At 70.3% G+C, this 24,916-nt stretch carries 20 protein-coding genes; 10 read left to right on the top strand and 10 right to left on the bottom strand.

From position 1 onward, the window contains the following. The first annotated feature begins 64 nt into the window (after window positions 1-64). Window positions 65-1,648: an SDR family oxidoreductase gene (locus tag WFJ36_RS08035; protein ID WP_336643083.1), complete on the top strand. Its 1,584-nt coding sequence runs from the start codon at window positions 65-67 to the stop codon at window positions 1,646-1,648. Between the two features lie 18 nt (window positions 1,649-1,666). Here the strand turns inward: WFJ36_RS08035 and WFJ36_RS08030 are convergent, their stop codons facing one another. From WFJ36_RS08030 to WFJ36_RS07995, 8 genes are all read right to left on the bottom strand, one after another. Then, entirely contained in the window at window positions 1,667-3,628 is a 1,962-nt protein-coding gene (locus WFJ36_RS08030) for a BCCT family transporter (RefSeq protein ID WP_336643082.1), read from the bottom strand. Window positions 3,629-3,764: 136 nt separating this feature from the next. Beyond that, entirely contained in the window at window positions 3,765-5,480 is a 1,716-nt protein-coding gene (locus WFJ36_RS08025) for an ABC1 kinase family protein (RefSeq protein ID WP_336643081.1), read from the bottom strand. Window positions 5,481-5,525: 45 nt separating this feature from the next. Further along, on the bottom strand, window positions 5,526-6,149 hold the full coding sequence (locus WFJ36_RS08020; protein WP_247641783.1) for a PadR family transcriptional regulator: 624 nt from the start codon (window positions 6,147-6,149) through the stop codon (window positions 5,526-5,528). Between the two features lie 71 nt (window positions 6,150-6,220). Then, window positions 6,221-7,132, bottom strand: coding sequence for an ROK family protein (locus tag WFJ36_RS08015; protein ID WP_336643080.1), 912 nt, complete (start codon window positions 7,130-7,132; stop codon window positions 6,221-6,223). Then, a complete protein-coding gene (locus WFJ36_RS08010) occupies window positions 7,129-7,812 on the bottom strand; it encodes an N-acetylmannosamine-6-phosphate 2-epimerase (protein ID WP_292790472.1) in 684 nt (227 codons plus the stop codon). The genes WFJ36_RS08015 and WFJ36_RS08010 overlap by 4 nt, the downstream gene beginning before the upstream one ends. Then, on the bottom strand, window positions 7,809-8,675 hold the full coding sequence (locus tag WFJ36_RS08005; protein WP_025104068.1) for a carbohydrate ABC transporter permease: 867 nt from the start codon (window positions 8,673-8,675) through the stop codon (window positions 7,809-7,811). The genes WFJ36_RS08010 and WFJ36_RS08005 overlap by 4 nt, the downstream gene beginning before the upstream one ends. Beyond that, window positions 8,662-9,630 carry a carbohydrate ABC transporter permease gene (locus tag WFJ36_RS08000; protein ID WP_083391638.1) on the bottom strand — a complete coding sequence of 323 codons (969 nt, stop codon included), beginning with the start codon at window positions 9,628-9,630 and terminating at the stop codon, window positions 8,662-8,664. Before WFJ36_RS08000 ends, WFJ36_RS08005 begins: the two co-directional genes overlap by 14 nt. Before the next feature lie 10 nt (window positions 9,631-9,640). Beyond that, window positions 9,641-10,930 (bottom strand): ABC transporter substrate-binding protein, encoded by a 1,290-nt coding sequence (locus tag WFJ36_RS07995; RefSeq protein WP_336643079.1) that lies wholly within the window; start codon window positions 10,928-10,930, stop codon window positions 9,641-9,643. Window positions 10,931-11,057: 127 nt separating this feature from the next. On the opposite strand from WFJ36_RS07995, the gene WFJ36_RS07990 reads away from it, so the two are divergent. The 3 genes from WFJ36_RS07990 (at window position 11,058) to WFJ36_RS07980 (ending at window position 15,045) form a co-directional block, all read left to right on the top strand. Next, window positions 11,058-11,774 (top strand): GntR family transcriptional regulator, encoded by a 717-nt coding sequence (locus WFJ36_RS07990; RefSeq protein WP_071327886.1) that lies wholly within the window; start codon window positions 11,058-11,060, stop codon window positions 11,772-11,774. 39 nt (window positions 11,775-11,813) lie between these two features. Next, window positions 11,814-13,316 carry a DUF4127 family protein gene (locus WFJ36_RS07985; RefSeq protein WP_336643078.1) on the top strand — a complete coding sequence of 501 codons (1,503 nt, stop codon included), beginning with the start codon at window positions 11,814-11,816 and terminating at the stop codon, window positions 13,314-13,316. A gap of 127 nt (window positions 13,317-13,443) precedes the next feature. Continuing rightward, a complete protein-coding gene (locus tag WFJ36_RS07980; RefSeq protein WP_336643077.1) occupies window positions 13,444-15,045 on the top strand; it encodes a glycosyltransferase family 2 protein in 1,602 nt (533 codons plus the stop codon). A 48-nt stretch (window positions 15,046-15,093) separates the two neighbouring features. Here the strand turns inward: WFJ36_RS07980 and WFJ36_RS07975 are convergent, their stop codons facing one another. Next, a complete protein-coding gene (locus WFJ36_RS07975) occupies window positions 15,094-16,437 on the bottom strand; it encodes an HNH endonuclease signature motif containing protein (RefSeq protein ID WP_336643076.1) in 1,344 nt (447 codons plus the stop codon). Window positions 16,438-16,702: 265 nt separating this feature from the next. Here WFJ36_RS07975 and WFJ36_RS07970 point away from each other — a divergent pair, with 265 nt between their 5' ends. Genes WFJ36_RS07970 through WFJ36_RS07950 form a run of 5 tightly spaced genes read left to right on the top strand, consistent with a single transcriptional unit; the run spans window position 16,703 to window position 22,635 of the window. Then, window positions 16,703-17,776 (top strand): extracellular solute-binding protein, encoded by a 1,074-nt coding sequence (locus tag WFJ36_RS07970; RefSeq protein WP_336643075.1) that lies wholly within the window; start codon window positions 16,703-16,705, stop codon window positions 17,774-17,776. 38 nt (window positions 17,777-17,814) lie between these two features. After that, complete coding sequence (locus WFJ36_RS07965; RefSeq protein ID WP_336643074.1) at window positions 17,815-18,834, top strand: ABC transporter ATP-binding protein; 1,020 nt, start codon at window positions 17,815-17,817, stop codon at window positions 18,832-18,834. Between the two features lies 1 nt (window position 18,835). Beyond that, a complete protein-coding gene (locus WFJ36_RS07960) occupies window positions 18,836-20,695 on the top strand; it encodes an ABC transporter permease (RefSeq protein WP_336643073.1) in 1,860 nt (619 codons plus the stop codon). Beyond that, on the top strand, window positions 20,692-21,714 hold the full coding sequence (locus tag WFJ36_RS07955) for a LacI family DNA-binding transcriptional regulator (protein ID WP_336643072.1): 1,023 nt from the start codon (window positions 20,692-20,694) through the stop codon (window positions 21,712-21,714). Before WFJ36_RS07960 ends, WFJ36_RS07955 begins: the two co-directional genes overlap by 4 nt. Window positions 21,715-21,756: 42 nt before the next feature. Then, the gene (locus WFJ36_RS07950) at window positions 21,757-22,635 is read left to right on the top strand and encodes a metallophosphoesterase (RefSeq protein ID WP_336643071.1); all 879 of its coding nucleotides are present in this window, start codon (window positions 21,757-21,759) and stop codon (window positions 22,633-22,635) included. Here the strand turns inward: WFJ36_RS07950 and WFJ36_RS07945 are convergent. Continuing rightward, window positions 22,632-23,150, bottom strand: coding sequence for a hypothetical protein (locus tag WFJ36_RS07945; RefSeq protein ID WP_336643070.1), 519 nt, complete (start codon window positions 23,148-23,150; stop codon window positions 22,632-22,634). The genes WFJ36_RS07950 and WFJ36_RS07945 overlap by 4 nt on opposite strands. A 142-nt stretch (window positions 23,151-23,292) precedes the next feature. On the opposite strand from WFJ36_RS07945, the gene WFJ36_RS07940 reads away from it, so the two are divergent. Further along, a complete protein-coding gene (locus WFJ36_RS07940; RefSeq protein ID WP_336643069.1) occupies window positions 23,293-24,795 on the top strand; it encodes a SulP family inorganic anion transporter in 1,503 nt (500 codons plus the stop codon). Window positions 24,796-24,916 lie beyond the last annotated feature (121 nt).

Genomic DNA, 24,916 nt, shown 5'->3' with positions numbered 1-24,916 from the left:
TGACGGCGACGCTCCGGGGCGCAAGCCCGTACCGCATGTCGGCCCCGGGATCTACGCTCGGAGCATGAGCGAGCTCACCCAGCCCACCGGTCGCGAAGACGCCCTTCGGGCTGTCCCCCGCGACGACGGCTCCGCGCCCCGCGCCCTCGTGCTCGGCGCCACCGGCTACATCGGCGGCCGCCTGACCCCGCGCCTGCTGAACGCCGGCTACCGGGTCCGGGTCCTCGCCCGCGACGCCGTCCGCGCCGCCTCCTTCGGCTGGGGCGAGGAGTGCGAGATCTTCGAGGGGTCCGCCGACGACGAGCACGCCGTGGCCTCCGCGATGGACGAGGTCGATGTCGTGTACTACCTCATCCACTCCATGTCGGCCGGCAAGGGTTTCGAGGAGAGCGACGAGCGCGCGGCGACCACCGTCGCCACCGCGGCCGCCCGGGCCGGGGTGCGGCGGATCGTGTATCTCGGCGGCCTGCATCCAGACGACGTGAAGCTCTCCCCGCACCTCCGCTCCCGGGTCCACGTCGGCGAGATCTTCCTGGAGTCCGGGGTGCCCACCCTCGTCCTGCAGGCGGGCGTGGTGATCGGCTCCGGGTCGGCGTCCTTCGAGATGATCCGACACCTCACCGATGTGCTGCCCTACATGCCGGCGCCGAAGTGGGTGCGCAACCGCATCCAGCCCATCGCCGTGCGCGACGTGCTGCACTACCTGCTCGGCGCCGCGCGGGTCGACGACCAGGTGAATCGCGCGGTCGACATCGGCGGCCCGGACGTGCTGCGCTACGGCCAGATGATGAACGGGTACGCGGTGGAGGCCGGACTGCGGCAGCGCGCCATCGCGGCCCTTCCGGTGCTGACCCCCGAGCTCGCCTCGCACTGGGTGAACCTCGTGACGCCGGTGCCGCGCTCCATCGCCCGGCCCCTCGTCGCCTCGCTGCAGAACGAGTGCATCATGAAGGACCACGCCGTCGACACGCTCATCCCGCGGCCCGAGGGCGGACTCACGCCGTATCGCCGCTCCGTGGCGCTGGCCCTCGGCCGGGTGGACGCGGACGCCGTGGAGACGAGCTGGCAGGACGCCGAGGTGACCGGCGCCCCGAGCGACCCGCTGCCGAGCGACCCGGACTGGGCCGGACGCACCGTGTTCACGGACAAGCGCTCCGTCGCGACCCGCGCGTCCGTCACGGAGCTGTGGCGCGTCATCCTCGGGATCGGCGGGGAGAACGGGTGGTACTCGTCGCCGCTGCTCTGGGCGGTGCGGGGGCTCATGGACCGCGTGGTCGGCGGCGTGGGCCTGCGCCGCGGACGCCGCAGCCGCACCGCCGCCCGGGTCGGGGATGCGATCGACTTCTGGCGCGTCGAGGCGGTCGATCAGACCGAGGACGGCCATCTGCTGCGGCTCCGCGCCGAGATGAAGGTGCCGGGCGAGGCGTGGCTGGAACTGCGCGCGGTGCCCGAAGGCGACGGTGCCCGCTACGAGCAGCGTGCCGTGTTCTTCCCCCGCGGGCTCCTCGGCCGGCTGTACTGGCTCGCCGTGCTGCCCTTCCACGGGCTCATCTTCTCCGGCATGGCCGCCCGGATCACCGCGGCCGCCGAGACAGGCGACCACGCCGCTTCAGGCGTCCTGCGAGAGGACATGCCTGACCCGGCGTGAGCGCCTGAGCTCTCGCGTTCAGTCCTTGTCGGCAGGGGCGTCCATCTCGGCATCGACGGCGGCGTCCACCTCGGCCGGCGGGATGATGTCGATCGCCTCGGTCGCGGCCTCGTACACCTCGGCGAGGGTGTCATCGACAGTGTCCTCGTCGATCCAGGCGAGGTCGTCCTCCGAGTGGTCGTACTCGACGGGCACGAGGGCGAAGTCGTCGCCGTACTCCTCGAGCCCGGCCATGACGCTGTGGCGGACGGCGGCCCGGGCGTAGCGGTCGCGTAGGATCAGCGGATCGCGTCGCAGGTCCTTCATGAACGCGATCATCATGAACGTCATGATGATCGCGAACGGCAGCGCCGCGATGATCGTGGCGTTCTGCAGCGACTGCAGTCCGCTGCCCTCGGCGCCGCTGACGAGCAGCACCGCCGCGATCACACCGACCAGCACACCCCAGACCACCGCGACCCAGCGGGACGGCTCCGGGCGGCCCTGCTGGGACAGCGTGCCCATGACGAGCGAGGCCGAGTCGGCGCCCGTGATGAAGAAGATCGCGATGAGGAGGATGAGGACGATGCTGGTGATGAGCGGGAACGGCAGGTTCTCCAACACCCCGAACAGCACCTCCTCCGGCGGGTCGACGGTGAGCCCTGCGCCGTCCATCTGCTGCTGGATCGCCGTGGTCCCGAAGATCGCGAACCACACGAGCGAGATGGCGGACGGCACCACGATGACGACCGACACGAACTGACGGAGGGTGCGTCCGCGGGAGATCTTCGCGATGAACATGCCGACGAACGGCGACCAGGAGATCCACCACGCCCAGTAGAAGATCGTCCAGCTCGACAGGAAGGCCTGCGCGGCCTCGCCCTGCGATGCGGAGCGGCCGATCATGGTCGGCAGATCGCCGAGGAACTGCACGGCGACCGACGGGATCACATTGAGGATCAGCAGCGTCGGACCGACGAAGAACACGAAGAACGCGAGCAGGATCGCGACGACGGCGTTGATGTTCGACAGCGCCCGGATGCCCTTGGAGACGCCGGAGACAGCGGAGGCGATGAAGCACGCCGTGAGCACCGCGATCACCGCGATGAGGATGCCGTTGCCGAGCGGGCCGATGCCGCTGACGAGCTCGACACCGTGGCCGATCTGCAGCGCCCCGAGACCGAGGGAGGCGGCCGTGCCGAACAGCGTCACGATGATGGAGAAGATGTCGATCGTGCGGCCGACCGGACCCGTCGTGCGGTTCTCGCCGAGCAGCGGGGCGAAGATCGAGGAGATCAGCGGCGTGCGCCCGCGGCGGTAGGCGCCGTAGGCGATGGCGCCACCGACGAGCGCGTAGAACGCCCAGGCCTGCGGACCCCAGTGGTAGAGCACCTGGGCCTGCGCCGTGTGCATGGCCTCGAGGGTGTTCGCCTCGACGGTGCCCGGTGGCGGGTTCTCGAAGAACGTCAGCGGCTCGGCGGCGCCCCAGAACACCAGGCCGATGCCCATGCCCGCCGCGAAGAGCATGGAGATCCACGAGAACATCGAGAACTCGGGCTCCTCGTCGTCGCGGCCGAGCGGGATGCGCCCGTACTTGCTGAAGCCGACGAACAGCATGAACACGAGGATGATCGTGGCGATGGTCGTGAAGAAGAAGCCGAAGTACTCCACGACCCAGGCAAGGACCGTGCTCGTGGTGCCGGCGAGGTTGTCCCCCGCGAACACGCCCCACGCGATGAAGGCGAGGGCGAACGCGGCGGCGACGCCGAACACGAGCGGGTCGGTGCGGTAGGTGCGCCCCGTCTCCTCCACCGACACCCCGGGAACCAGCGCCGGGTGCACGCTGCGCGGCGGGACCGTCGTGATGTCGCGGACGATCTTGCGCGCGGTCTCGGAGGCCTTCGCGGCTTGGCGGTGCGTCCCGGTCACGACGGCGTCGGTGCGCGGACGGGTCGGGGATCCTGCGGAGCGTTCGGTGGGCTTCTCGTCAGGCGTGTCCATGAGAGACCATCTTTCCACCTGTGCGGGCTCAGGCGGACGCGGGACATCAGGCACCCCCGGCGCGGGAGCGCCTGATTCCGCGCGATCGCCTGTTCTGGCGGGGCCGCCCGGCGGGATCTGGGCGGGGCCTGGCGGGTCAGCGGGGGCGGCGGCGACCCAGGAAGAGGGCGCCCAGCAGCGGCAGCACCGAGACCCACAGCAGGGTGATACCCAGCGGCGGGACCGGACCGACGAGCAGCGCCCCGCCGATGAGCATCGCGGCGAACAGCACGCCGGAGGCGATCCGCCGCGCGATACCCTCCAGCCGGTCGAGGCGGCGCTCCAGACGCGAGGTGTCGAAGGAGACGTTGCCGTCGTCGACGCGGGTGATGATGTCGTCGATGCGCTTCGGGAGCCGCCAGGTCGTGGCCGCGTTCGCCATCGCCTGCTGCGCCATGTCCTGCATGAGGGTGCCGGACTCGTCGCGGAGCAGCCGCGCGGCGTACGGCTCGGCCGCGTCCCACACGTTGAACGCGGGATCGAGGCCGCTGCACATGCCGGAGGTGAGGGACACGGCCCGGATGAGGAGCAGCATGTCCTCGGGGAGCTGCAGCGGAAGGCGCCGCACCATGTCGCCGAACTCCTCGGCGAAGTCGGTGAACTCCCGCGGGTCCACCCGGCTCAGCTCCGCGAACCCCATCCCGCCGAAGCGCGCGAAGAGGGCGGTCAGCGCCCGCTCCAGCTCGCCGGTGTCGGCCGTGGGGAGGAGTACGCCGATCTCCTTCGCCGCACGGACGAGGCCGCGACTGTCCCGCGCGGTCACCGCGATGAGGAGGGTCCGAAGTCCCTGCCGGAGGTTGTCGGAGACCTCCGCCATCATGCCGAAGTCGATGAACGTGAGCCGGAAGCCGCCCGGGGTCCCTGAGCCCCCCTGGACCCCTGAGCCCGTCGAAGGGACGGGCGTGACGAAGATGTTGCCGGGGTGCGGGTCGGCGTGCACGAACCGGTGCGTGAAGACCTGGTCGAACATGACCTCGGCGAAAGCGTCGGCGACCGCGGAGGGGTCGATGCCGGCCGCCCGGAGCGCCGCGGTGTCGTTGATCTTGATCGCCGTCACGTCGGACAGCGTGAGCACCCGGCGGGTCGTGCGCTCCCAGACGATCTCGGGGGCGGCGACGCGCGGGTCGTCGGCGAAGTTCTCCCGGAACCGCTCGGCGCTGCGGGCCTCGTGGAGATAGTCGATCTCCTCCATGCTCGTGACGGCGAACTCCTCCACGAGGGCGGGGGCGTCCACGCGGTCGGCCACGATCCGGACCCGGGTGAGCCACCGCGCGACCCGGCGGAGGGCGGCGAGGTCGACCGCGACGATCTCGTCGATGCCCGGGCGCTGCACCTTGACGACGACCTCGTCGAGCCCGGTGTCCTCCGCGTCGAGCGCCGACAGCCGGGCACGGTGCACCTGGCCGAGGGACGCGGCCGCGACGGGGGTGTCGTCGAACCAGGTGTACACCCGCTCGAGCGGCATGCCCAGCTCGGCCTCCGCGAGCGCCCGGATCTGCGGGGTGGGCACGGCGGGGACCTCGTCCTGCAGCCCCTCCAGCTCGGCCGTGATCTCGGGCGGGAGCACATCGAGGCGCGAGGACATGAACTGCCCGACCTTGATCATGAGCCCGCCGAGTTCGACCGCGAGCGTATGGAACCGCCGCGCGAACCGCTGCATGCGGCGGGTGCGCGTGCGCTCCGCGACGGAAGACAGCCCGAACCGCGGAAGGACGAGCTCGAACCACCAGATCTTCAGGAACTCACGGCTCGCGAACGACAGAATGCGGCGGTACCGGGCTCGGTGAGGACCCTGTGCCGCCGCTGCCGTCATCGCGTCATCCTTCCGCCGTTCCGCGCCGGACGCCGCACGACGCGGTCAGTCCTGGGCGAGGATCGTGTACAGCCTACGGCGGGCCTCGTCGAGCACCTCGATGGCCTGCTGCACCTGCTCCGGCGAGCCGCTGCGCCCGACCTGCGCGGCCGCGGCGGCAAGGTCGACCCCGGCCTTGGGCAGAGCGCTGTACCGGGCGTCGCGGCTGCGGTCCTTGTCGGAGGACGGCACCCACGGCGGGGTCTCGGTGCTCTCCGCGGCGACGGCCCGGCCGGCCTCGGTGAGGGCGTACGTCTTGCGGCCGTTCTGCTCCTCGGCCTCGATCAGACCCTCGTCGGCGAGGAGCTGGAGCGTCGGGTAGACGGAGCCGGCGCTCGGCTTCCAGGTGCCGCCGCTGCGCTCGGCGATCTCGTTGATGATCTGGTAGCCGTGCATCGGTCGCTCGGTGAGGAGCGAGAGGACGGCGGCGCGCACGTCGCCGCGGGCCATGCGGGACCCGCCGGAGGGACGCGACTCGAACGACTTGCGGAGCTGGTCCATCGCCTCGAACAGTGCTCCGGCCGGACCCTGCGAGCCGCCGAAGAGGTTGCCGAGGCCGCCGGCGAAGTCGCCGCCGTTGCTGCCGTTGCCGCTGCCGCCGAACGGGGTGGAGGGGAATGCGTTGTTCATGATGACCTCCCAGTCGTGAACGATACTCAACGATATATCGTTAACGCTGAATGCAGGGTGGGAATCCGGACTCAGACCGGTGCCAGCACCGCGGCCCCGGTGACGGTCGCATCGACCCCGAGCTCCGCGGATCGCACGTGGGCGGTCGACGGCCCCGGCATCGCCGCCGCGCGGTAGGCGCGGGCGACCCCGGCGAGATACCGCTCCCCGATGGCCGCCACGCCGCCGCCGACGGCGACGACCTCCACGTCCAGGAGCGCCTGCGCCCCGGCGAGCGAGCGGCCGAGGAACGCCGCACCCTCCGCGATCACCTCCTCGGCGACCGCATCCCCGGCACGAGCGGCCGCGTCCACCTCCCGCAATGTGCGCGCCACGCCGGTGCGCTCGCGGTACGTCTGCTCCAATGCCGGACCGGAGGCCACGGCCTCGACGTGCCCGACCCCTCCGCAGCCGCAGCGACGCCCGGCCAGCTCCGGAGGGAGGGAGAGCTCGGTGTGCCCGACCGATCCCGCCGTGCCGGTCACACCCGCGCGGAGACCGTCCGGCAGGACGACGGCTCCCCCGATACCGGTGCCGACTGTGACCATCAGCAGACCACGCGCGCCCCGGCCCGCCCCTGCCGTGGCCTCCGCGACCGCCGCCGCGTGCACGTCGTTGACGACCGCCACCGGGGCATCGAGGGATCGGACGAGCGCCGCACGCAGCGGGAAGCCCGCCCAGCCGCTGATCGCATCGGTCGCGGAGGTGATGCCGCCGTCCTGATCGACCACGCCCGCGGTGCCCACGCCGACCGCCGCGAGCCGCTCCCCGCCGCGGATCGCATCGATCGCCTCGACGACCGCCCGCACGATGGCCTCGCCACCCTCCCGGGCCGGCGTCGGCAGGGTGTGCACGGCGGTGGCGCGACGGCGCGCCCCGCCCGGCTCCGCACGGAACCCGGCGACGGCGATCTTCGTGCCGCCGATGTCGACCCCGACGATCACACCCGCTCCCGGGCGGCCGGCGTCGCCGCGACGAACCGACGCGTGAGGGCAATCGGGTCGGTGATCGCTCCGCCGACGACGACCGCGAAGGCCCCGGCGTCGAAGGCCGCGCGCACCTGCGCAGGGGTCTGGTAGCGCCCCTCGGCGATGGTCGGGATCCCCGCGGCGACGAGCGCGGCCACGAGGTCGAGGTCAGGGTCGTCCTGACGCGGCGAATGCGGGGTGTAGCCGGACAGGGTCGTGCCGACGACCGCCGCCCCCGCCGCCCAGGCGCGCTCGCCCTCCGCGACCGTCGACACGTCGGCCATCACCGGTCGCCCCGTCGCCGCGGCGACCTCCCCGATGAGCCGGAAGTCCGTGCCGAGCTGCTCCGTCGTGGCGTCCACCGCGATGATGTCGGCCCCGGCCTCTGCCAGCCCCGCGGCGAGCGCGCGTTCCGGGGTGATGACGTTGCGGACGCCGTTCCAGACCTTGTGAAGCCCGATGATCGGCGCATCGGTCACCGGTCGCACCCGACGGATGTCCTCCGGCCCGTTCAGCCGCAGGCCGCTCGCGCCGCCGAGCAGCGCCGACTCGGCGAGCGCGCCGATGACGTGGGTGTCTCTCGCGGGGGCACCAGCGGAGGCCTGGACCGAGGCGACGAGCCGGCCGCGGAGGAGGGCGAGGGATTCATGGGTCACTTGAGGGCTCCTGCACTGGCACCGCCGATGAAGAACTTCTGTCCGAGGAGGAAGATCGCCACGGCCGGGAGGGTGAACATCACGCACGCAGCCATGAGGGGCCCCCAGGCCACGTCGTTCTCCCCGAAGAAGGCGTACAGACCGATCGACAGCGTGTACGTGGACTGGTCGTTGAGGTAGATGAGGGGATTGAGGAAGTCGGTCCACGCCCAGACGAACTGGAAGATCGCGGCGGTCACGATGGCCGGACGCGCCAGCGGGAGCACGATCGTCGCGTAGGTGCGGAACTCGGAGGCACCGTCCAGACGGGCGGCCTCGATGAGCTCGTCCGGCACCGCGAGGAGGAACTGCCGGATCATGAAGATGAAGAACGGCGTGCCCAGGAACGCGGGGACGATGAGCGGGAGGTAGGTGTTCGTCGCCTCCAGCCCGTTCCACACGAGGAACAGCGGGATCAGCGTGACCTGCGGCGGCAGCATCATCGTGGCGAGCACGAGGATCAGGAGCGGTCGGGCGCCGCGCCACTTCACCTTCGCCAGCGCGTAGGCGACGAGGGGGCAGGAGATGACCGTGCCGAGGATGCTCATGCCCGAGACGAAGAGCGTGTTGGCGAGGTAGCGCCACACCGGGATCTGCGCGAACGCCTCGGCGAAGTTGGCCGTGGTCCACTCCGCGGGAAGCAGGGTGGGCGGGGAGGAGAAGACGTCGCCGGGTGTCTTGAACGCGGTCGACAGCATCACCAGCAGCGGGAACAGGAACAGCAGCGCGAGCAGCGTCACCGCGATCTGCTGCCGGACGCGGCGGAGCGTGCGCCGGGTGCGGCGGGGCCGGCGCACCGGTGCGGAGATGTCAGCGTGCACCATCGTGGACCCACTTCCTCGAGGTCGCGAGCACGATGAGGCTCACGGCGAGCGTGATGATGAACAGCGTCCACGCCATGGCGGAGGCGTAGCCCATCTTCAGGAACACGAACGCGTTCTGGTACAGGTACATCGCGTAGGAGAGCATCGACTGCCCCGGCCCCGAGCCCGCCTGGTTGAGGCGCTCCTGCGACAGGATGTAGGGCTGCGTGAAGATCTGCAGGAACCCGATGATGCTCACGATCACCTGGAACAGGGTGACCGGGGAGACCGTGGGCCAGGTGACGTTCGTGAAGCGACGCCAGGCCCCCGCGCCGTCGAGCTCGGCTGCCTCGTACAGCTCCTTCGGCACCTCCTGCAGGGCGGCGAGGTAGATGATCATGGTGCCGCCGACGGTCCACAGCGACATGAGGATGATGGCGGGCTTCGTCCACTCCGGCTGCTGCAGCCAGGCCGGCCCCTCGATGCCGAACCACGACAGGAAGTGGTTGATGAAGCCGTACTGGGCGTTCAGCAGCCAGCGCCACAGGTAGCCGCCGACGACGACCGGCACGATCGACGGGAGATACACGAGCGCGCGATAGAGCGGCTGGCCCCGCACGGGGGTGTTCAGCAGGTGCGCGCCGGCGAGCGCGATGCCGATCGCGAGCGGCACGCCGAACACCGTGAGCACGGCTGTGTTGGCGAGGGACTTCCAGAAGACCCCGTCGGCGAACATCTGGGTGTAGTTGTCCAGCCCCACCCACTCCGGCGCCTGGAACAGGTTGAAGTCCGTGAAGCTGTAGTACGCCGACGCCGCGATCGGATAGGCGAACAGGAACAGGAAGCCGACGATGAACGGCGACGCGAAGGCCAGGCCGATCAGCGTGGTCCGGCGGCTGCGGCGCCGCCGGACGGGAGCGCCGGGTCCGGCAGGAGCGTTCTCCTGCCGGACCCGGGGTGCTGTTGCCGTGGTCACGAGGACCGGCTCACTTCGAGGCGTAGGAGGCCATGCGCTCCTCGACGGTCGCGATCGCCTCCTCCGGGGTGGCGGTCAGTCGCACGACCTCGTCGAACGCGGTCGCGAGGTCGGTCGCGTACTCGGCGCTGTACGGACGGCTCGCCAGGGACTTCGCGTTCGGGGAGGACGCGGCCTCCGCCCAGACACCGAAGTCCTGCAGCTCGTCGAACGCGGCGCTGCCGGCGAGAGAGGAGCGGCCGGGGAGGTTGCCGAGGGCGACGGCGAACTTCTCCATGGGCTCGTCGCTCACGAGGTAGGCGAGGAAGGTGGCCGCCTCCTCCTTGTGCTTCGAGTTCGCGGGGATGAAGAGGGTGCTCGCGGTGACCTGCGTGCTGTTCTCCAGGTCGGGTGAGGCGGCGGGGATCGCGGTCACACCCCACTCGAAGTCGGGGGCGATCTTGGCGGCGCTGGCCGACCGCCACTCGCCGTCGATGATCATGGCGACCTGGCCGCTGAAGAAGGGGTCCTGCGCGGAGAGGTACTCGCCCTGACCGGACACGAACGTGGCCATGGCGTCGGCACCGACCGGCTCGATCACGTTGTCCTGATACCACTGCAGGGCCTCGATGTTCCCGTCTTCCGCGGGGGTCGGGCCGTCGTCGCCGTCCCAGCTCCCGCCGAACGCGTAGCCGAGGGTCGTGAGGGTGGTGCTGTCGTTCGCCGAGCCGAGTCCGAGCTGCGTGATCTTGCCCGACGCGTCCTTCTTGGTGAGCTTCGGGATGGCGGCGGCGAGCTCGTCCATCGTGGTCGGCGGGGTGACCCCGGCCTCCTCCAGGAGCTGCGGGTTGTAGAGCAGCTGGAAGCTGTGGATGGCGATCGGCAGCGAGTAGACCTTGCCGTCGTAGGTCATCTGCTCCATGGCGCTGGGGACGAAGTCGTCGACATCGATGTCCTCGGCGGCGATCGCCTCGTCGAGCGGTGCGAGGATGCCCTTCGAAGCCCAGGCGCCGACGGTGTTGCCGAAGTTGTCGGAGATGTCGAAGGAACCGTTCGACGACGACATCGACGTGAGCTGCTTCTGGGTGTCGGGGCTGGAGACGCCCGTGACGACGATGTCGCCCTGGCTGGCGTTGAAGTCGGCGATGATCGCCTCCAGCGCCTTCGCCTCCTCCCCTCCCCACAGGTACGAGAACGTGATCTCGGTGGGGCCGTCCGCGTCACCGCCGCCGCCGGCGCAGCCGCTTAGGGCGACGATCGTCGCCGTGCCCACCGCCCCGGCGACCAGGACGCGTCGGCGCATGTTGTGCTTCACGTGCATGGGGATTCTCCGCTCATCGTTGACCGTGCAAAGGATTGGAATAGACCAATTAAGAACCGCTGAGAGGAGACATTGACACAATCCCGCGTGATCGTCAAGATTGGGTTAGTCCAAACGAGGGGGAACCATGGCGGCGATCGAGGGCGTCACGAAGCACGAACGCGTGCGGCGGCATCTGGAGGAGGTCATCGACCAGGGGCTCGCACCCCACGAGAAGCTGCCCACGGAGCGCGAGCTCGCGGAGTCGCTCGAGGTGAACCGGCAGACGGTGCGTCGCGCCCTCGACGAGCTCGAACGGGACGGCCTCGTGTACCGGCTTCAGGGGGCGGGCACCTTCGTGAGCGCCTCGCGGATCAGCAAGGCGTTCGAGCTGACCTCGTTCTCGGAGGACATGCTCGCCCGGAACATGAGACCAGGCTCCCTCTCCGTCGATGTCGGCACCGCGGCGGCCGGGCAGACCGCAGGATACGCCTTGAACCTCAGCCCGCAGTCGCCCGTCGTCCGGATCCGCCGGGTGCGGACCGCCGACGACATCCCGATCTGCCTGGAGGTGTGCTCGATCGCGGCCGACGCGGTGCCGGGCCTGGAGGACGGCATCGAGGGCGACTCGCTCTACGACGACCTGCGCACCCGTTTCGGCATCACCGCCGTGCGCGCCGACCAGGAGATCCACGCGGTCGTCCTCGACGAGGAGCAGGCTGCCGCGCTGCAGACGCCGCCGTTCTCCCCCGCCTTCCTCGTGAAGCGCACGACCTACGACGCCCGCAGCCGTCCGATCGAGTACGCCGAGTCGGTGTACCGCGGCGACCGCTACTCGTATCTCGTCTCCATCGCCCGCCCCTGATCCCCGATCTGCGACCCCTTCACCGACGAAAGGCTCCTCGTGTCCGACCCGATCCTCCGCCCTCGCATCGCGCTGCTGCCCCTCGACGACCGCCCAGTGAACGTCAAGCTCCCGGGAGACGTCGCGGCCGTTGCCGGGGTGACCCTCGACGTTCCGCCTGCCGCGATCCTCCCCTCCTACCGGACCGCGGGCGACGCCGACGGGCTGGGTGCCTGGCTGCGCGAGCGTGCCGCGGACCCGGCCACGGTGCACCTGGTGGTGTCGGTGGACATGCTGCTCTACGGGGGCCTCATCGCGAGCCGCATGAGTCACGACACCACCCGCGACGTGCTGGCGCGCCTGGACGTGCTGCGCGAGGTGCGGCGGATGCGGCCCGACCTGCCGATCTCGGCGGTGTCGCTGGTGACCAGGGCGAGCAACTCCTACTCCGCGGCCGAGGAGCCGACCTATTGGACGGAGCACGGCAAGGAGATCCACGCGCTCGGCGGCGACGCGCACCGGCTGCTCGGCGAGACCGAGGTGCTGCCGCTCGACGAACTGACCCCGGTGCCGGCCGATGTGGTCTCCGACTACTCGTCGCGGCGGCTGCGCAACCACATCGTGAACCTCTCCACGCTCGGCCTCGTGGAGGATGAGACCCTCGACTTCCTGGCGATCACCGCCGATGACACCGCGCCCTTCGCGGCGGGCAGTGCAGAGCAGGTATGGCTCCGGCACTGGATGCGGATGCTGCCGTCGGGCCGCCAGGTGCTGATGTACCCGGGGGCGGACGAAGTGGGCGCGGCGCTGGTCGCCCGGGCCCTCGCGGCGAACGCCGGGGTGACCGCTTCGTTCTCGGTCGCCTGCGCGGACGCCGCCGGCATGGAGCGCATCCCGCCCTACGAGAACATGTCGCTCGCGGCGTCGGCGAGCCGGCAGATCCGCGCGGCAGGCGCCGAGGAGGTCGCCGCGGGAGGCGATGTCACCCTCGTGCTGCACGCCCCGGACCCCGACCGGCACGACATGTTCCGCGGGCGCCCGGAGGTCGTCGACGCGGAGGCCGTCGCGGGGACGGTCGCGCTCGTGCGGGAGCGTCTGGACGCCGGGGAGCACGTGGCCCTGGCCGACGTGCGCTACCCGAACGGCGCGGATGAGGCGCTCGTGCGCGCGCTGTCCGCGGCCGGACTGCTCGGGCGCCTGGAGGCCTTCGGCGGGTGGAACACCGCCGGGAACACGCTCGGCAGCGTCGTCGCGGTGGCCGCCGCCGGAGTGGTGGGCCGGGCCACCGGCTCCTTCGACGAGCGCGCCGCGCGGATCGCCCTGCTCACGCGGCTGCTCGACGATTTCGCCTACCAGGCCGTGGTGCGCACCGATGCGGGCCCCTCCCTCTTCCCCGACATCTACCCGATGGCCGAGGATGCGCAGGTCGCGACGGCGGAGCGCGTCATCCGTGCGGAGCTCACGGCCCTGCTGGAGTCGATGCTGCCCGCCGATGACGTGCGGATCGCGGAGCTGACCCTCCCCTGGCGGCGCTCGTTCGAGATCGGTCTCACCCTGCACTGATCCTCCGCGGCGTCGGCATACACCCGGGACCACCGCGAGCCTGGCGCGCTCCACAGGAAGGGATGGTTGGCTGGAACCTCCGGCGGGGGAGATTCGGGCCAGCCATGATCACAGGGGGACGACGTCCATGAGCAGTGCGACCGGGGACGAGGCGGCCGGCGGCCGCGTGCGGGTGAGCGTGGTGGTGCCGGTGTTCCGGCCGAAGGCCTCGTTCGACGACCTGATCGCATCTCTCGACGCGCAGACACTGGAGCGGGAGGCGTTCGAGGTCCTGCTCTGCGACGACGGCTCCGGGGAGGAGACGGCCGCGCGGCTCGAGAGCATCGCGAGGGATCGCCCCCATGTGCGCGTGCTCTCGCTGCCGCACTCCGGGTGGCCGGGCACTCCGCGCAACCGAGGCGTCGAAGAGGCCAGGGGGACGTACGTGCAGTTCGTCGATCAGGACGACTGGCTCTACCCGCGGGCACTGGAGCGGCTGTGCGACTATGCGGATCAGCACGGATCCGATGTCGTGGCCGGCAAAGAGGTGGGCATCGGACGCAAGCTGCCCGCCAAGATCTTCCAGCGCGACATCCCGCACGCCGTGCTCGGGGAAGACCCGATCCTGGAGATGCTGACGCCGCACAAGATGTTCCGGACGGCGTTCCTGCGGGAGAACGGCATCCGCTTCCCCGACGGGAAGGTGCGACTCGAAGACCATCTCTTCGTGATGCAGGCGTACTTCGCCGCCGACACGATCTCGGTCCTGGCGAGCGAGCCCTGCTACGCATGGGTGAAGGAGCCGGGGAGCGCGAGCTCGGCCCGCATCGAGCCGGAGTCGTACTTCCCGCATCTGGAGACCGTGCTCGACGTGGTCGAGGCGAACACCGAACCGGGGAAGGTGCGGGATCGACTGCTGCGGCACTGGTTCCGCGGCAAGATCCTCAACCGGATCGCCGGCCGCCGGATGGTGAAGTACCCGGCGGAGTACCGCGACCGCCTGCTGGATGTGGTGGTGCCGCTCGTGCAGCGGCGCTTCGGCCCGGGGGTCGACGCCGGGCTGTCGTTCCCGCAGCGCATCCGCGCCGCTCTGCTGCGCGCCGATCGCCGAGATGACCTGCTCGCCTTCGCCGCCTTCGAAGCGGAGACGACCTGCACCGCCACCGTGACCGCGGCGCGCTGGTCGCGCGGCGGCCTGCAGCTCACGGTGCGCGTCCGTCTGCTCCGGGACGGCAAGGAGGCGTTCGTGTTCGAGACCGTCGGTTCCGCCGACCGGCTGGTGTCCCTCCCGCTGTCGACGACGGAGGACCTTCCCTCGGGCCTCCTGAACGCCCGCAAGGAGCGCCGTGCCGACCGGGTCGACGTGGTCGCGCAGGACACCCCGGAGCCGGGCCAGGCCGCGGAGTCCACCGCGGGTTCGGAGCGCAAGGTCGGCGGGCGCCGACCGAAGCGCCTCGACGCGGTTCCCGTCGCCGTGGACCCCATGAAGGTGTTCCGCGAGGACGGTGCGCGCGACGCCGATCTGTCGGTCGCGGTCCGCGTGGCCGGCTGGGTGTTCACGGCGCCACTGACGGCCGCCCCGGACGTGGTCGCACACCTCGGCCGCTCGCCCCTTCTCGCGGGCCGGCGGGTCGAACTCGTGCGGAACGACGACGGCAGCCTGCGCCTGCACCGGGAATGGCCCGGAGGCGCCTGGCGTGACGCCCTGGCACGCACCGCGCGACGCGTGCGCTCCCGCCTCCGCCGCTGACAGCCCCACAACGCCCCGCGCCCGAACTCGCGTGCCTGCGCACCGCACTCAGGCCGCGACATCGAAGCGCGCCCGTCCGCCCAGCCGTGGTGTGCGCTGCGGGTCGACCCACCGCGGCGGAAGGAACCAGGGCCGGCCGGCCACACCGGAACCCTCGATGACGATCTCCCACCCGTTGTCATGGATGCGGTGGTGACAGGTCTCGCAGAGCAGGATCCCGTTGGAGAGATCGGTCGGACCTCGGTCGCGCTGCCACCAGCGGAGGTGGTGAGCCTTCGTCATCCCCGGGGGAAGCCCGCACATCGCGCACCCGCCGTCCCGTTCGGCGAGCGCCAGGCGTTGGGCTCGGGTGAAGAGGCGCTTCTCGCGACCCCAGTCGAGCACTTCGCTCGCCCCGCCGAGGACACACGGGATAATCCCGCCGCTGGCCGCCATCCGCCGCGCGGCGCCGATGTCGATCACCTGGTCGAGCCCGTCGATCGTCGCCGACCCGGCCCCCGCCTGCAGATCGTCCAGCGATACCCGGACGATCACCGTCGCCCCCGCGAGCGGAAGCCGATCACCCTCACACCCGAGCACGTGCGCGCAGAAGAGGGCCAGCGCATCGGCCTGGATCATCGCGACGGTCCGCCGATCCGCGTCCGGCGCACCGGCGTCCGGGGCGTCGAGGCGGGCCGCGAAGACGGCGGACATGTGCCCCCGGATCGCGGTGACGACCGGCGCCGCGGTCTCGGCATCGAGCTGCGCGTGCAGGTGCACCATGCCGTCCCGTTCGAAGATGCGCAGTCCGCGCCGAGCGCGCTGCTCCTCCGCCCGTGGCGCCACGCCGTCGGGGTCGAGCCACGCTTCGGCGCGGAGAACGAGCTTGCGCACTGCATCGAGCTCAAGCCCCTCGGCTGCGGCGGCCAGCACGCGCTCCGCCTCGGTGATGCGCTCCATCCCGGCGGCCACTCGGCAGCGATCCAGAAGGGCGACGAGGAGTGCCGCCGCCGGCGCTCCGAGCGCACCCGACGCGAGCGCTTCCCGGAGGAGCGGGTACCGCGCGGGCAGCGGCGCGCCGAGCAGATCGCTCCGCGGGGCCGTCGCTTCGCCCACCTTCACCAGACGCTGCGCCTCTCCCGTCGAGATGCCTGTCATCGCGGCGATGAGCTTCGCCGCCGTGCGGTACCCGCGTTGCTTCGCCAGGCTGTCGGCCCCGAGCTCCGCGCGCGATTCCCGAGCGATGCCGGCCGCCACGTCCACGTGCAGTGCGTCGAGCCGGCGCTGCAGAAGTCCGATCGCGTCGGCCACGTCAACGAGTTGCGCGCGGGAGAGCTCCAGCGCATCGCCCGAGGCGCTCCACGCCTCGTCGAGGCGATCCATCGCCTCGCGCAACCCGGACATTTTCGACATGCTTCATTTTATCTTCCAGTGGCCCGACTTTCGAAGATTTGTTCTAACGGATGCCGGCATTCCGCCCGACCGACAGGGGATCTCGCGTCCGGATCCGGCGCAGACCCCCGCCCGTTCACCTCATCGCATCCTCGCGTTCACGCCGCGCGCCTATCTTGAGTGCGGACGCGCGACCGCGCTCACGAAACCAGACAATCTTTGTGCCTTCACCACAAGAACCGGTAATGTCGCATCGACACACCTCGAAGGCGAGAAAGGGACGAACATGGCCGACAGGCAGCAGAGGCGCTGGGCGCTCATCGGATTGACGGCCGCGGCGGCGATCGCGCTCACCGGATGCACGGCGGGCGGCGACGGAGACGCGGGCGGCAGCGACGGCGGCTCCGGGGACACCCTCATCGTCTACACGAACTCCAACAGCGACGGCCGCGGTGAGTGGATCACCGAGAAGGCGGCGGACGCGGGCATCGACATCGAGATCGTGGGCCTCGGCGGCGCCGACCTGACGAACCGCATCATCGCGGAGAAGAACAACCCCGTCGGCGACGTGGTGTTCGGCCTGAACAACATGTTCTTCGAGCAGCTCAAGACGGAAGAGGCCATCACCGCCTACGAGCCGAGCTGGAGCGGCGAGGTCCCTGCAGACGCCGGTGACCCGAAGGACGGCGTGTTCTGGCCGCTCGTGGAGCAGGCGATCGTCACGGTCTACGACGAGAACCGCATCAGCGACGCGCCCACCGACCCCGACGACCTGTACACCGACGAGGAGTTCGCCGGCCGCTACGAGGTGAACCCTGCGCTCGGCCAGGCCACCCCGCAGCTCGTGCTCGCCAGCATCCTCACCCGTCACCTCGACGAGGACGGCGACCTCGGCGTGAGCGACGAGGGCTGGGACCTGGTGAAGTCGTACTACGCCAACGGCTCCCCCGCCGTGGAGGGCACCGACCTCTACGCCCGCATCACCCGCGACGAGGTGGACTACGGCGTGCTGCCGTCGAGCGGCATCTCCGCCCGCGACGAGGAGTACGGCACCAGCACGGGCATGATCGTTCCCGGGTACGGCGTCCCCTACGTGACCGAGCAGATCGCGCAGATCAACGGCACGGACAACGAGGACAAGGCGCAGGAGTTCATCGACTGGTTCGGCAGCGCCGAGGTGCAGGGCGAGTTCGCCGCGGAGTTCAACGCCATGCCGGTGAACGAGGGCGCGGTCGAGAAGGCCAATCCCGAGGTCGTCGAGCTCATGGGCACGCTCGACCGTCAGGACATCGACTTCGGCTTCGTGAGCGAGAACCTCGGCGCCTGGGTCGAGAAGGTCACGCTCGAGTACATCGGCTGAGCCGAGCCGTCCCGCCGCTCCGGCAGAGAGAGAAGACGATGATCCGTTTCGACGACGTCGAGGTCGTGTTCGGCGACCACCGTGCGGTCTCGCACCTCGATCTGGAGATCCGGGAGGGTGAGTTCTTCACCCTCCTGGGTCCGTCCGGCTGCGGCAAGACCACGGCCCTGCGCACGCTCGCGGGGTTCATCGAGCCCACTGGAGGCCGCATCCACATCGCCGGCCGCGACGTGACCCGCGTACCGAGCGAGAAGCGCGGCGTGGGCATGGTGTTCCAGAACTACGCCCTGTTCCCGAGCATGAACGTGCGGGAGAACATCGCGTTCGGCCTCTCGGTGCAGAAGGTGTCGAAGGCCGAGCAGCGGCGGCGCGTGGACGAGGTCGCCGACCGCACCGGACTCGCCGCGTCGCAGCTCGAGAAGAACGTGGCGGAGCTGTCCGGCGGCCAGCAGCAGCGCGTCGCCATCGCCCGGGCGCTCGCGCTCACCCCCAGCATCCTGCTGCTCGACGAGCCGCTGTCGAACCTCGACGCCAAGCTCCGCGTGCAGCTGCGCGAACAGCTCAAGGAGCTGCAGCACGAGGTCGGCGTGACCACCGTGTACGTCACCCACGACCAGGAGGAGGCGCTCACCCTCAGCGACCGCATCGCCGTGCTCGACGCCGGGACGCTGCAGCAGGTGGGCACGCCGGAGGAGATCTACGACCGCAGCGCGACGCCCTTCGTCTGCCGGTTCATCGGCGAGAACAACCGCCTCAGCCCCGCGCAGCTCGTCGCGATCGGTGCGGGCCTCGACGCCACGGCCGAGAGCTACGTCCGTCCGGAGAAGCTGCACCTGGCATCGCCGTCCGAGGCCACCGCCGGCGGCCCGGCGTCGCTCGACGGCACTGTCGCGGAGCGCACGTACCACGGCAGCCACAGCGTCTACACGGTGTCGGCGGCCGATGCGACGCTTCGGGTGAGCGTGCCGGCCGCGGCGAGCGCGCACCGCTGGGGCGTCGGCGACGCCGTGCGCATCGACGTCGATCCGCGGTGGATCCTGCAGTACCCGGCGGCGTGACATGAGCGCTCCGCAGAACGACTCCCGCCCGGTGCCGCCGCCGTCCGCGGCCATGACCGACGCGCCCGGCGCCCTGACGACCGAGGCCGCCGAGACGGGCACCGCGACGAAGCCCCGCCTCCGCCGCGGACGGCCCGGCAGCGTGCGCGCGATGCTCCGCTCACCGCTCGCCTGGGTGACCGGCATCGTCGTGATCTGGTTCGCCGCCGCCTTCCTCGTGCTGCCGAACGCCGAGCTGCTCGCCGCGACCTTCTTCCCGGACGGCCAGTTCAGCATCCGCGCCGTCGAGAAGCTGCTCGGCAGCGAGCGCGCGCTGAAGACGCTCGGCAACAGCTTCCTCCTCGCGATCACGCTGTCCGTCACGGTCAACGTCGTCGGGGTGTTCATCGTGCTGGTGACGCAGTACTTCCAGGTGCGCGGCGCGAAACTCCTCTGGCTCGGCTACGCCACGACCCTGATCTACGGCGGCATCGTGCTCGCCGCCGGCTACAACTTCATCTACGGGAAATTCGGCTTCATCACGAACCTGATGGTGAACATCTGGCCGGACATGAACCGGGACTGGTTCTCCGGCTACTTCGCGGTCGTGTTCGTGATGACGTTCGCGACGACGACGAACCACATGCTGTTCCTGTCCTCGTCGCTCGGCAAGGTGGACTACGCGTCGATCGAGGCCGCGAAGCTCATGGGCGCCTCGACCTGGACGATTCTGCGCCGCATCGTGCTGCCGGTCATGAAGCCGATGCTCTTCGCGGTCACGGTGCTGACGTTCCTCATCGGCCTCGGGGCCCTCACCGCGCCCCTCGTGCTCGGCGGGCCGGACTTCCAGACCGTCGCACCCCTCATCATCGACCTGTCGCGCAGCCCGATCACGCGCGACATCGCGGCGCTGCTGGCGATCGTGCTCGGTGTCGCGACGATCATCCTGCTCGCGATCATGAACCGCGCCGAGAAGTCGGGGGTGTACTTCTCGGTGGCGAAGGTGGCGACGCCGATCCAGAAGCAGCGGATCCGCAACCCGTTCGCGAACGCCGTCGTGCACGTCGTCGCCTACCTGCTGTGGGTGATCTATCTCATCCCGGTCGTGCTCATCGTGATCTTCTCGTTCGTGGACGCGCGGAGCATCCTCGCCGGATCGATCACGCTCGACAGCTTCACACTCGACAACTACATCACCGTGTTCTCCAGCGCGGCGGCCCTCCGCCCGTTCATCGTGAGCGTCGTCTACAGCGCCCTCGCCGCGGTCATCGTCGTGGGCGGGCTGCTGTTCGTCGCGCGGCTGATGCAGAAGCACCGCAACCTGCTCACCACGGCCATCGAGTACGTGCTGCACATCCCGTGGATCCTGCCGATCGTGCTGATCGCGCTGGCCTTCGTGATGGCGTTCGACGCCCCGCAGCCCCTCGTCGGCAACATGGTGCTCACGGGAACGCCGGTGCTGCTGCTCGTCGCGTACATCTGCGTGAAGATCCCGTTCACGCTGCGGCTGCTCAAGGCCGGGTTCGCGTCCGTGCCGGACTCCCTGGAAGACGCGTCGCGCATCCTCGGCGCCCGCTCGCTGACCACCTTCCGGCGCGTGCTCATCCCCCTCGTGCTGCCGACCGCGGCCGCGATCACGGCTCTGAACTTCAACAGCCTGCTCGACGACTACGACGCCGCGATCTTCCTCTACCACCCGCTGTACAAGCCGCTCGGCGTCGCGATCCAGGAGAGCACGCGCGGAGAGAACAACCTCGACGCGATGCCCATCACGTTCGTCTACACCGTGCTGCTCATGATCATCATGGGTGTCACCATGTATCTCGTGTATGGACGAGGTTCGCGCGCCGGAGCGCCCCGCCGACGGAAGCAGCGCGCATGAGCGGGACGGAGGCCGGGACGCCCGCCCTGCGGGTCACGATCAGCGACGTCGCCGCGGCGGCCGGGGTGTCCCGCGCGACGGCGACCAGGGCGCTGAAGGGCGAGGGGCGGTTCGCGCCGGAGACGCAGGAGCGCATCCTGGAGGCGGCCGAGCGGCTCGGGTACGTGCGCAACACGATGGCCGCCGAGCTCGCCGCCGGACGCACCGGCACCGTCGGCCTCATGCTGCGAGACGCGAGCAACCCCGCGTACGGTCTCCTCTTCTCCCGGTTGCAGGAAGAGGCCCATCAGCGCGGCCTCGACCTCGTGACCGTCACGATCGGCGCCGACGAACAGGGCGCCAAGCAGGTGAATGCGCTGCACCGGCTGCTCGGCATGCGCGTCGCGGGACTCATCGTCGCCACCGGCGGCATCTCCGCGGCGCAGCTCGAGCCGTTCGCCGACCAGGTGCCGATCCTGCGCGCCGGGCGCGTGGAGTCGGCGGGCCGCATCCACACCGCCCACTACGACGACGAGGGCCACGGGCGTCTGCTCGCGGAGCACATCGTGGCGCTCGGTCACCGGACCGTCGTCGTCCTCGCCGGAAGCCCCGAGGCCTCGTACCCGGAGCACCTGCGCGCGCTCGCGATGCAGGAGGTGCTGACCGCGGCGGGCGTCGCCGTGACGATGATCTCGGCCGGCGCGCGTCCCGATGACGGCGTCGACGAAGCCCTCGCCGCCGTGCGCGCAGGGGCGACCGCCGTCATGTGCGCCTCGGACTACCGGCAGCTCGCCGTCATGCGCGCCGCCCGCGCGGCCGGGCTCCGCGTGCCGGAGGACGTCAGCGTCACCGGCTGCGACGGCATCCTGCCCGGCGCCGACCTGCTCGGGCTCACCACGCTGCGGATTCCCGTGGAGGCGGTGGCCGCGGCCGCCGTCGAGACCATGCAGCAGCTGCTCACTGCGGACGAGTCGGAGACGCTCGTGCGCCGCTCGTTCACGGGAACGCTCGTCCCGGGCTCCACGGCCGCCGCCGTCTGACATCTGCCCCGACCTGCCTCCGTCCGCCGACCAGGAAGAGACATGATCCTCACCGAACACCCTCGCCCGTCGCACACCTTCGTGCACATCTCCGACACGCACCTGCCGGGTGAACGGTCGCCGCTGTACGGCAGCGGGGCCGACGCCGACGCGAACCTGGCGGAGATGCTCGACCGGCTCGTCGCCTCGGGGCTCCGTCCCGACGCGCTGCTGTTCACGGGAGACCTGACGGACCGGGGCGATGCCGCCGCCTACGGGCGACTGCGCGAGCTCGTGGCGCCCGCCGCCGATGCGCTCGGCTGCGAGGTCGTGTGGGCGGCCGGCAACCATGACGACCGTCGTGCCATGCGATCGGAGCTCGGACTCGCGGGGGCGGATGACGAGCCGATCGTCGAGGTGCGGTGGTTCGGGGGGATGCGCGTCATCGTCGTCGACTCGACGGTGCCCGGCGCGCATTGGGGGGAGGTGCCGTCGTCGCAGCTGGATCGGCTGGAGGGAGAGCTGTCGACGGCGGCACCGCAGGGCACGCTGCTGCTCATCCACCATCCGCCCCTGCCGACGGTGCTCGACCTCGCCGTGACGGTCGAGCTGCGGGATCAGGACGCGCTGGCCGCGGTCCTGCGGGGGTCGGACGTGCGAGGCATCCTGTCCGGGCACGTGCACCATCCGTCGTTCGGCACCTTCGCCGGGATCCCCGTGGCCGTCGCCTCGTCGAGCGCGTACGGGCAGGACCTCGCGCAGCCCGTGGGTGCGACCCGCGGCCAGGACGCCGCGCAGGGCTACAACCTCGTGCACGTGTACGCCGACACCATCGTGCACTCCGCTGTCTCGCTCGAACGCGGGGCGGACGTCGGCGAGCCGGTCGCCGCCGACGAGGCCGGGCGACGGATCGCCGGCGTCGGGATCGACTGGCGCGACTAAGCCGTCACGAGGTCGTCATCGGCGTCACCTCGACGTCGATCGAGCCGAAGGGGAACGGGCTGAATAAGGTCCAGGAGTCGCCGGTGAACTGCTCGATCGGGATCAGCGCGAACCAGACGTGCGAGATGACGATCGCGATCACCACGAACAGCCCGACTCCGCGCAGGGTCCACTCCAGGGCCCGCAGCGCCGCGCTCGTCGACTGCCTTCATCACGCGGCCCAGTGCGAGCAGCAGGATGACGGCGATGGCGACGTAGACGAGGGGGCTCGGGGCGAGCGTCAGCTGGATGCACTGCGGAGCCTCGTCGACCGACTGGCCCGCGGAGTCGACGAACCCGCCGTTCGCGTCGACCCCGCCAGGGCAGATGCCCTTGCTACCGCTCATGAACGCCGGGTAGAGGAACGCGACGATCAGCGACCAGAGGAGGACGCGGCGGATGGCGGCGATGACCACGGCGCCGGGGAGCGCGGCGGGTGCCGTTTCCGGGGCGGTGGACGGGGCGAGCGACGACATGCGGGACTCCTCTCGGGGCGGTCGTGTTCATCCTGGCGGATGTGAGGGGTGGGGTGGAAGGGGCGCGGGGTGGGCGACTTGCGCATCAGTCATAGGCTGGAACGTCTGCCTCTTTCTGTGAGGCGCCTTCCCCTGGAGCTCCATGTCTGCAACGACGGTCGACGACCGCGCCCGTTATCGCGCCCACCCCTCGGTGCTCGAAGCCCTGAAGAACCCTCGACTGCTGACGCGAGAAGTGCTGGCCGGGCTCGTCGTCGGCCTCGCGCTCATCCCGGAAGCGATCGCGTTCTCGGTGATCGCGGGCGTCGACCCGAAGGTCGGCCTGTTCTCATCGTTCATCATGGCGGTGTCGATCGCGTTCCTCGGCGGGCGACCCGCGATGGTGACCGCGGCGACCGGTGCCGTGGCGCTCGTGATCGCTCCGGTCGCGCCGACGTACGGCCTCGACTACTTCATCGCGACGGTCATCCTCGCTGGCATCTTCCAGGTGGTCCTCGGGGTGCTCGGCGTGGCGACGCTGATGCGCTTCATCCCGCGCAGCGTCATGGTCGGGTTCGTGAACGCGCTGGCCATCTTCGTGTTCAGCTCGCAGTTCCCGCAGCTCATCGACGTGCCGTGGCTCGTGTATCCGCTGGTGGCTCTCGGGATCGTCGTGATGCTCGTGATGCCGAAGCTCACCAAGATCGTGCCGGCGCCGCTCGTGTCGGTGATCATCGTGACCGGCGTCGTGCTCGCGTTCGGGATCACGGTGCCGACGGTCGGCGATCAGGGTGAGCTGCCTCGGAGCCTGCCGTCGCTGTTCATCCCGAACGTCCCGCTGACGTGGGAGACGTTCACGATCATCGCGCCGTTCGCGCTCGGGGTCGCGCTCGTCGGGCTCATGGAGTCGCTGCTCACCGCGAAGCTCGTCGACGAGATCACCGACACCCACTCGAACAAGACGCGCGAGTCGTGGGGGCAGGGCGTCGCGAACGTGCTCTCCGGGATGTTCGGCGGCATGGGCGGGTGCGCGGTGATCGGTCAGACGATGATCAACGTGAAGGCCTCGGGCGCGCGAACCCGCATCTCGACGTTCTGCGCCGGGATCTTCCTGTTCCTCCTGGTCGTGGTGTTCGGAGACTTCGTCGGGACGATCCCGATGGCGGCGCTCGTCGCCGTGATGATCATGGTCGCGATCGGGGCGTTCGACTGGCACAGCGTGCGGCCGTCGACGCTGAAGCGGATGCCGAAGAGCGAGACGTTCGTCATGATCGCGACGGTGGTGCTGGTGCTGATCACGCACAACCTGGCGGTGGGAGTCGTCGGTGGGGTGCTCGTTGCGTCGGTGCTGTTCGTGCGGCGGGTGGCGCACTTCGTTTCGGTTCGTCGAGTTCCGGGGCCGGCGGGCGATGTGGTGACGTATGTCGTGGAGGGGGAGCTGTTCTTCGCCTCGAGCAATGACCTGACGACGTTGTTCTCCTATACGGAGGATCCCGACCGGGTGGTCGTGGATCTGTCCGGGTCGCACGTTTGGGATGCGTCGACCGTTGCGGCACTGGATGCGATCGAGACGAAGTACGCGAGCCTGGGGAAGACGGTGGAGATCGTCGGGATGAATGACTCGAGCGGGACGATGCACGGGCGGTTGACGGGTGGGTTTGAGTAGAGAGCTGAACGATGCGGAGCGCCGTGAGATGGCGCTCTTTCCGGCTCCGCATCGCTCGGAGCGCTCGGCGGATCTAAAACTCTTAGCTCGCGACGACGCATAAGAGCAGACACACGTCGAT

Origin of the sequence: Microbacterium sp. MMO-113, from assembly GCF_037148555.1 — a bacterium.
Lineage (GTDB): Bacteria > Actinomycetota > Actinomycetes > Actinomycetales > Microbacteriaceae > Microbacterium.
Note: the sequence above shows the minus strand (reverse complement) of the source record. Positions and strands in the feature narration are given on the sequence as shown.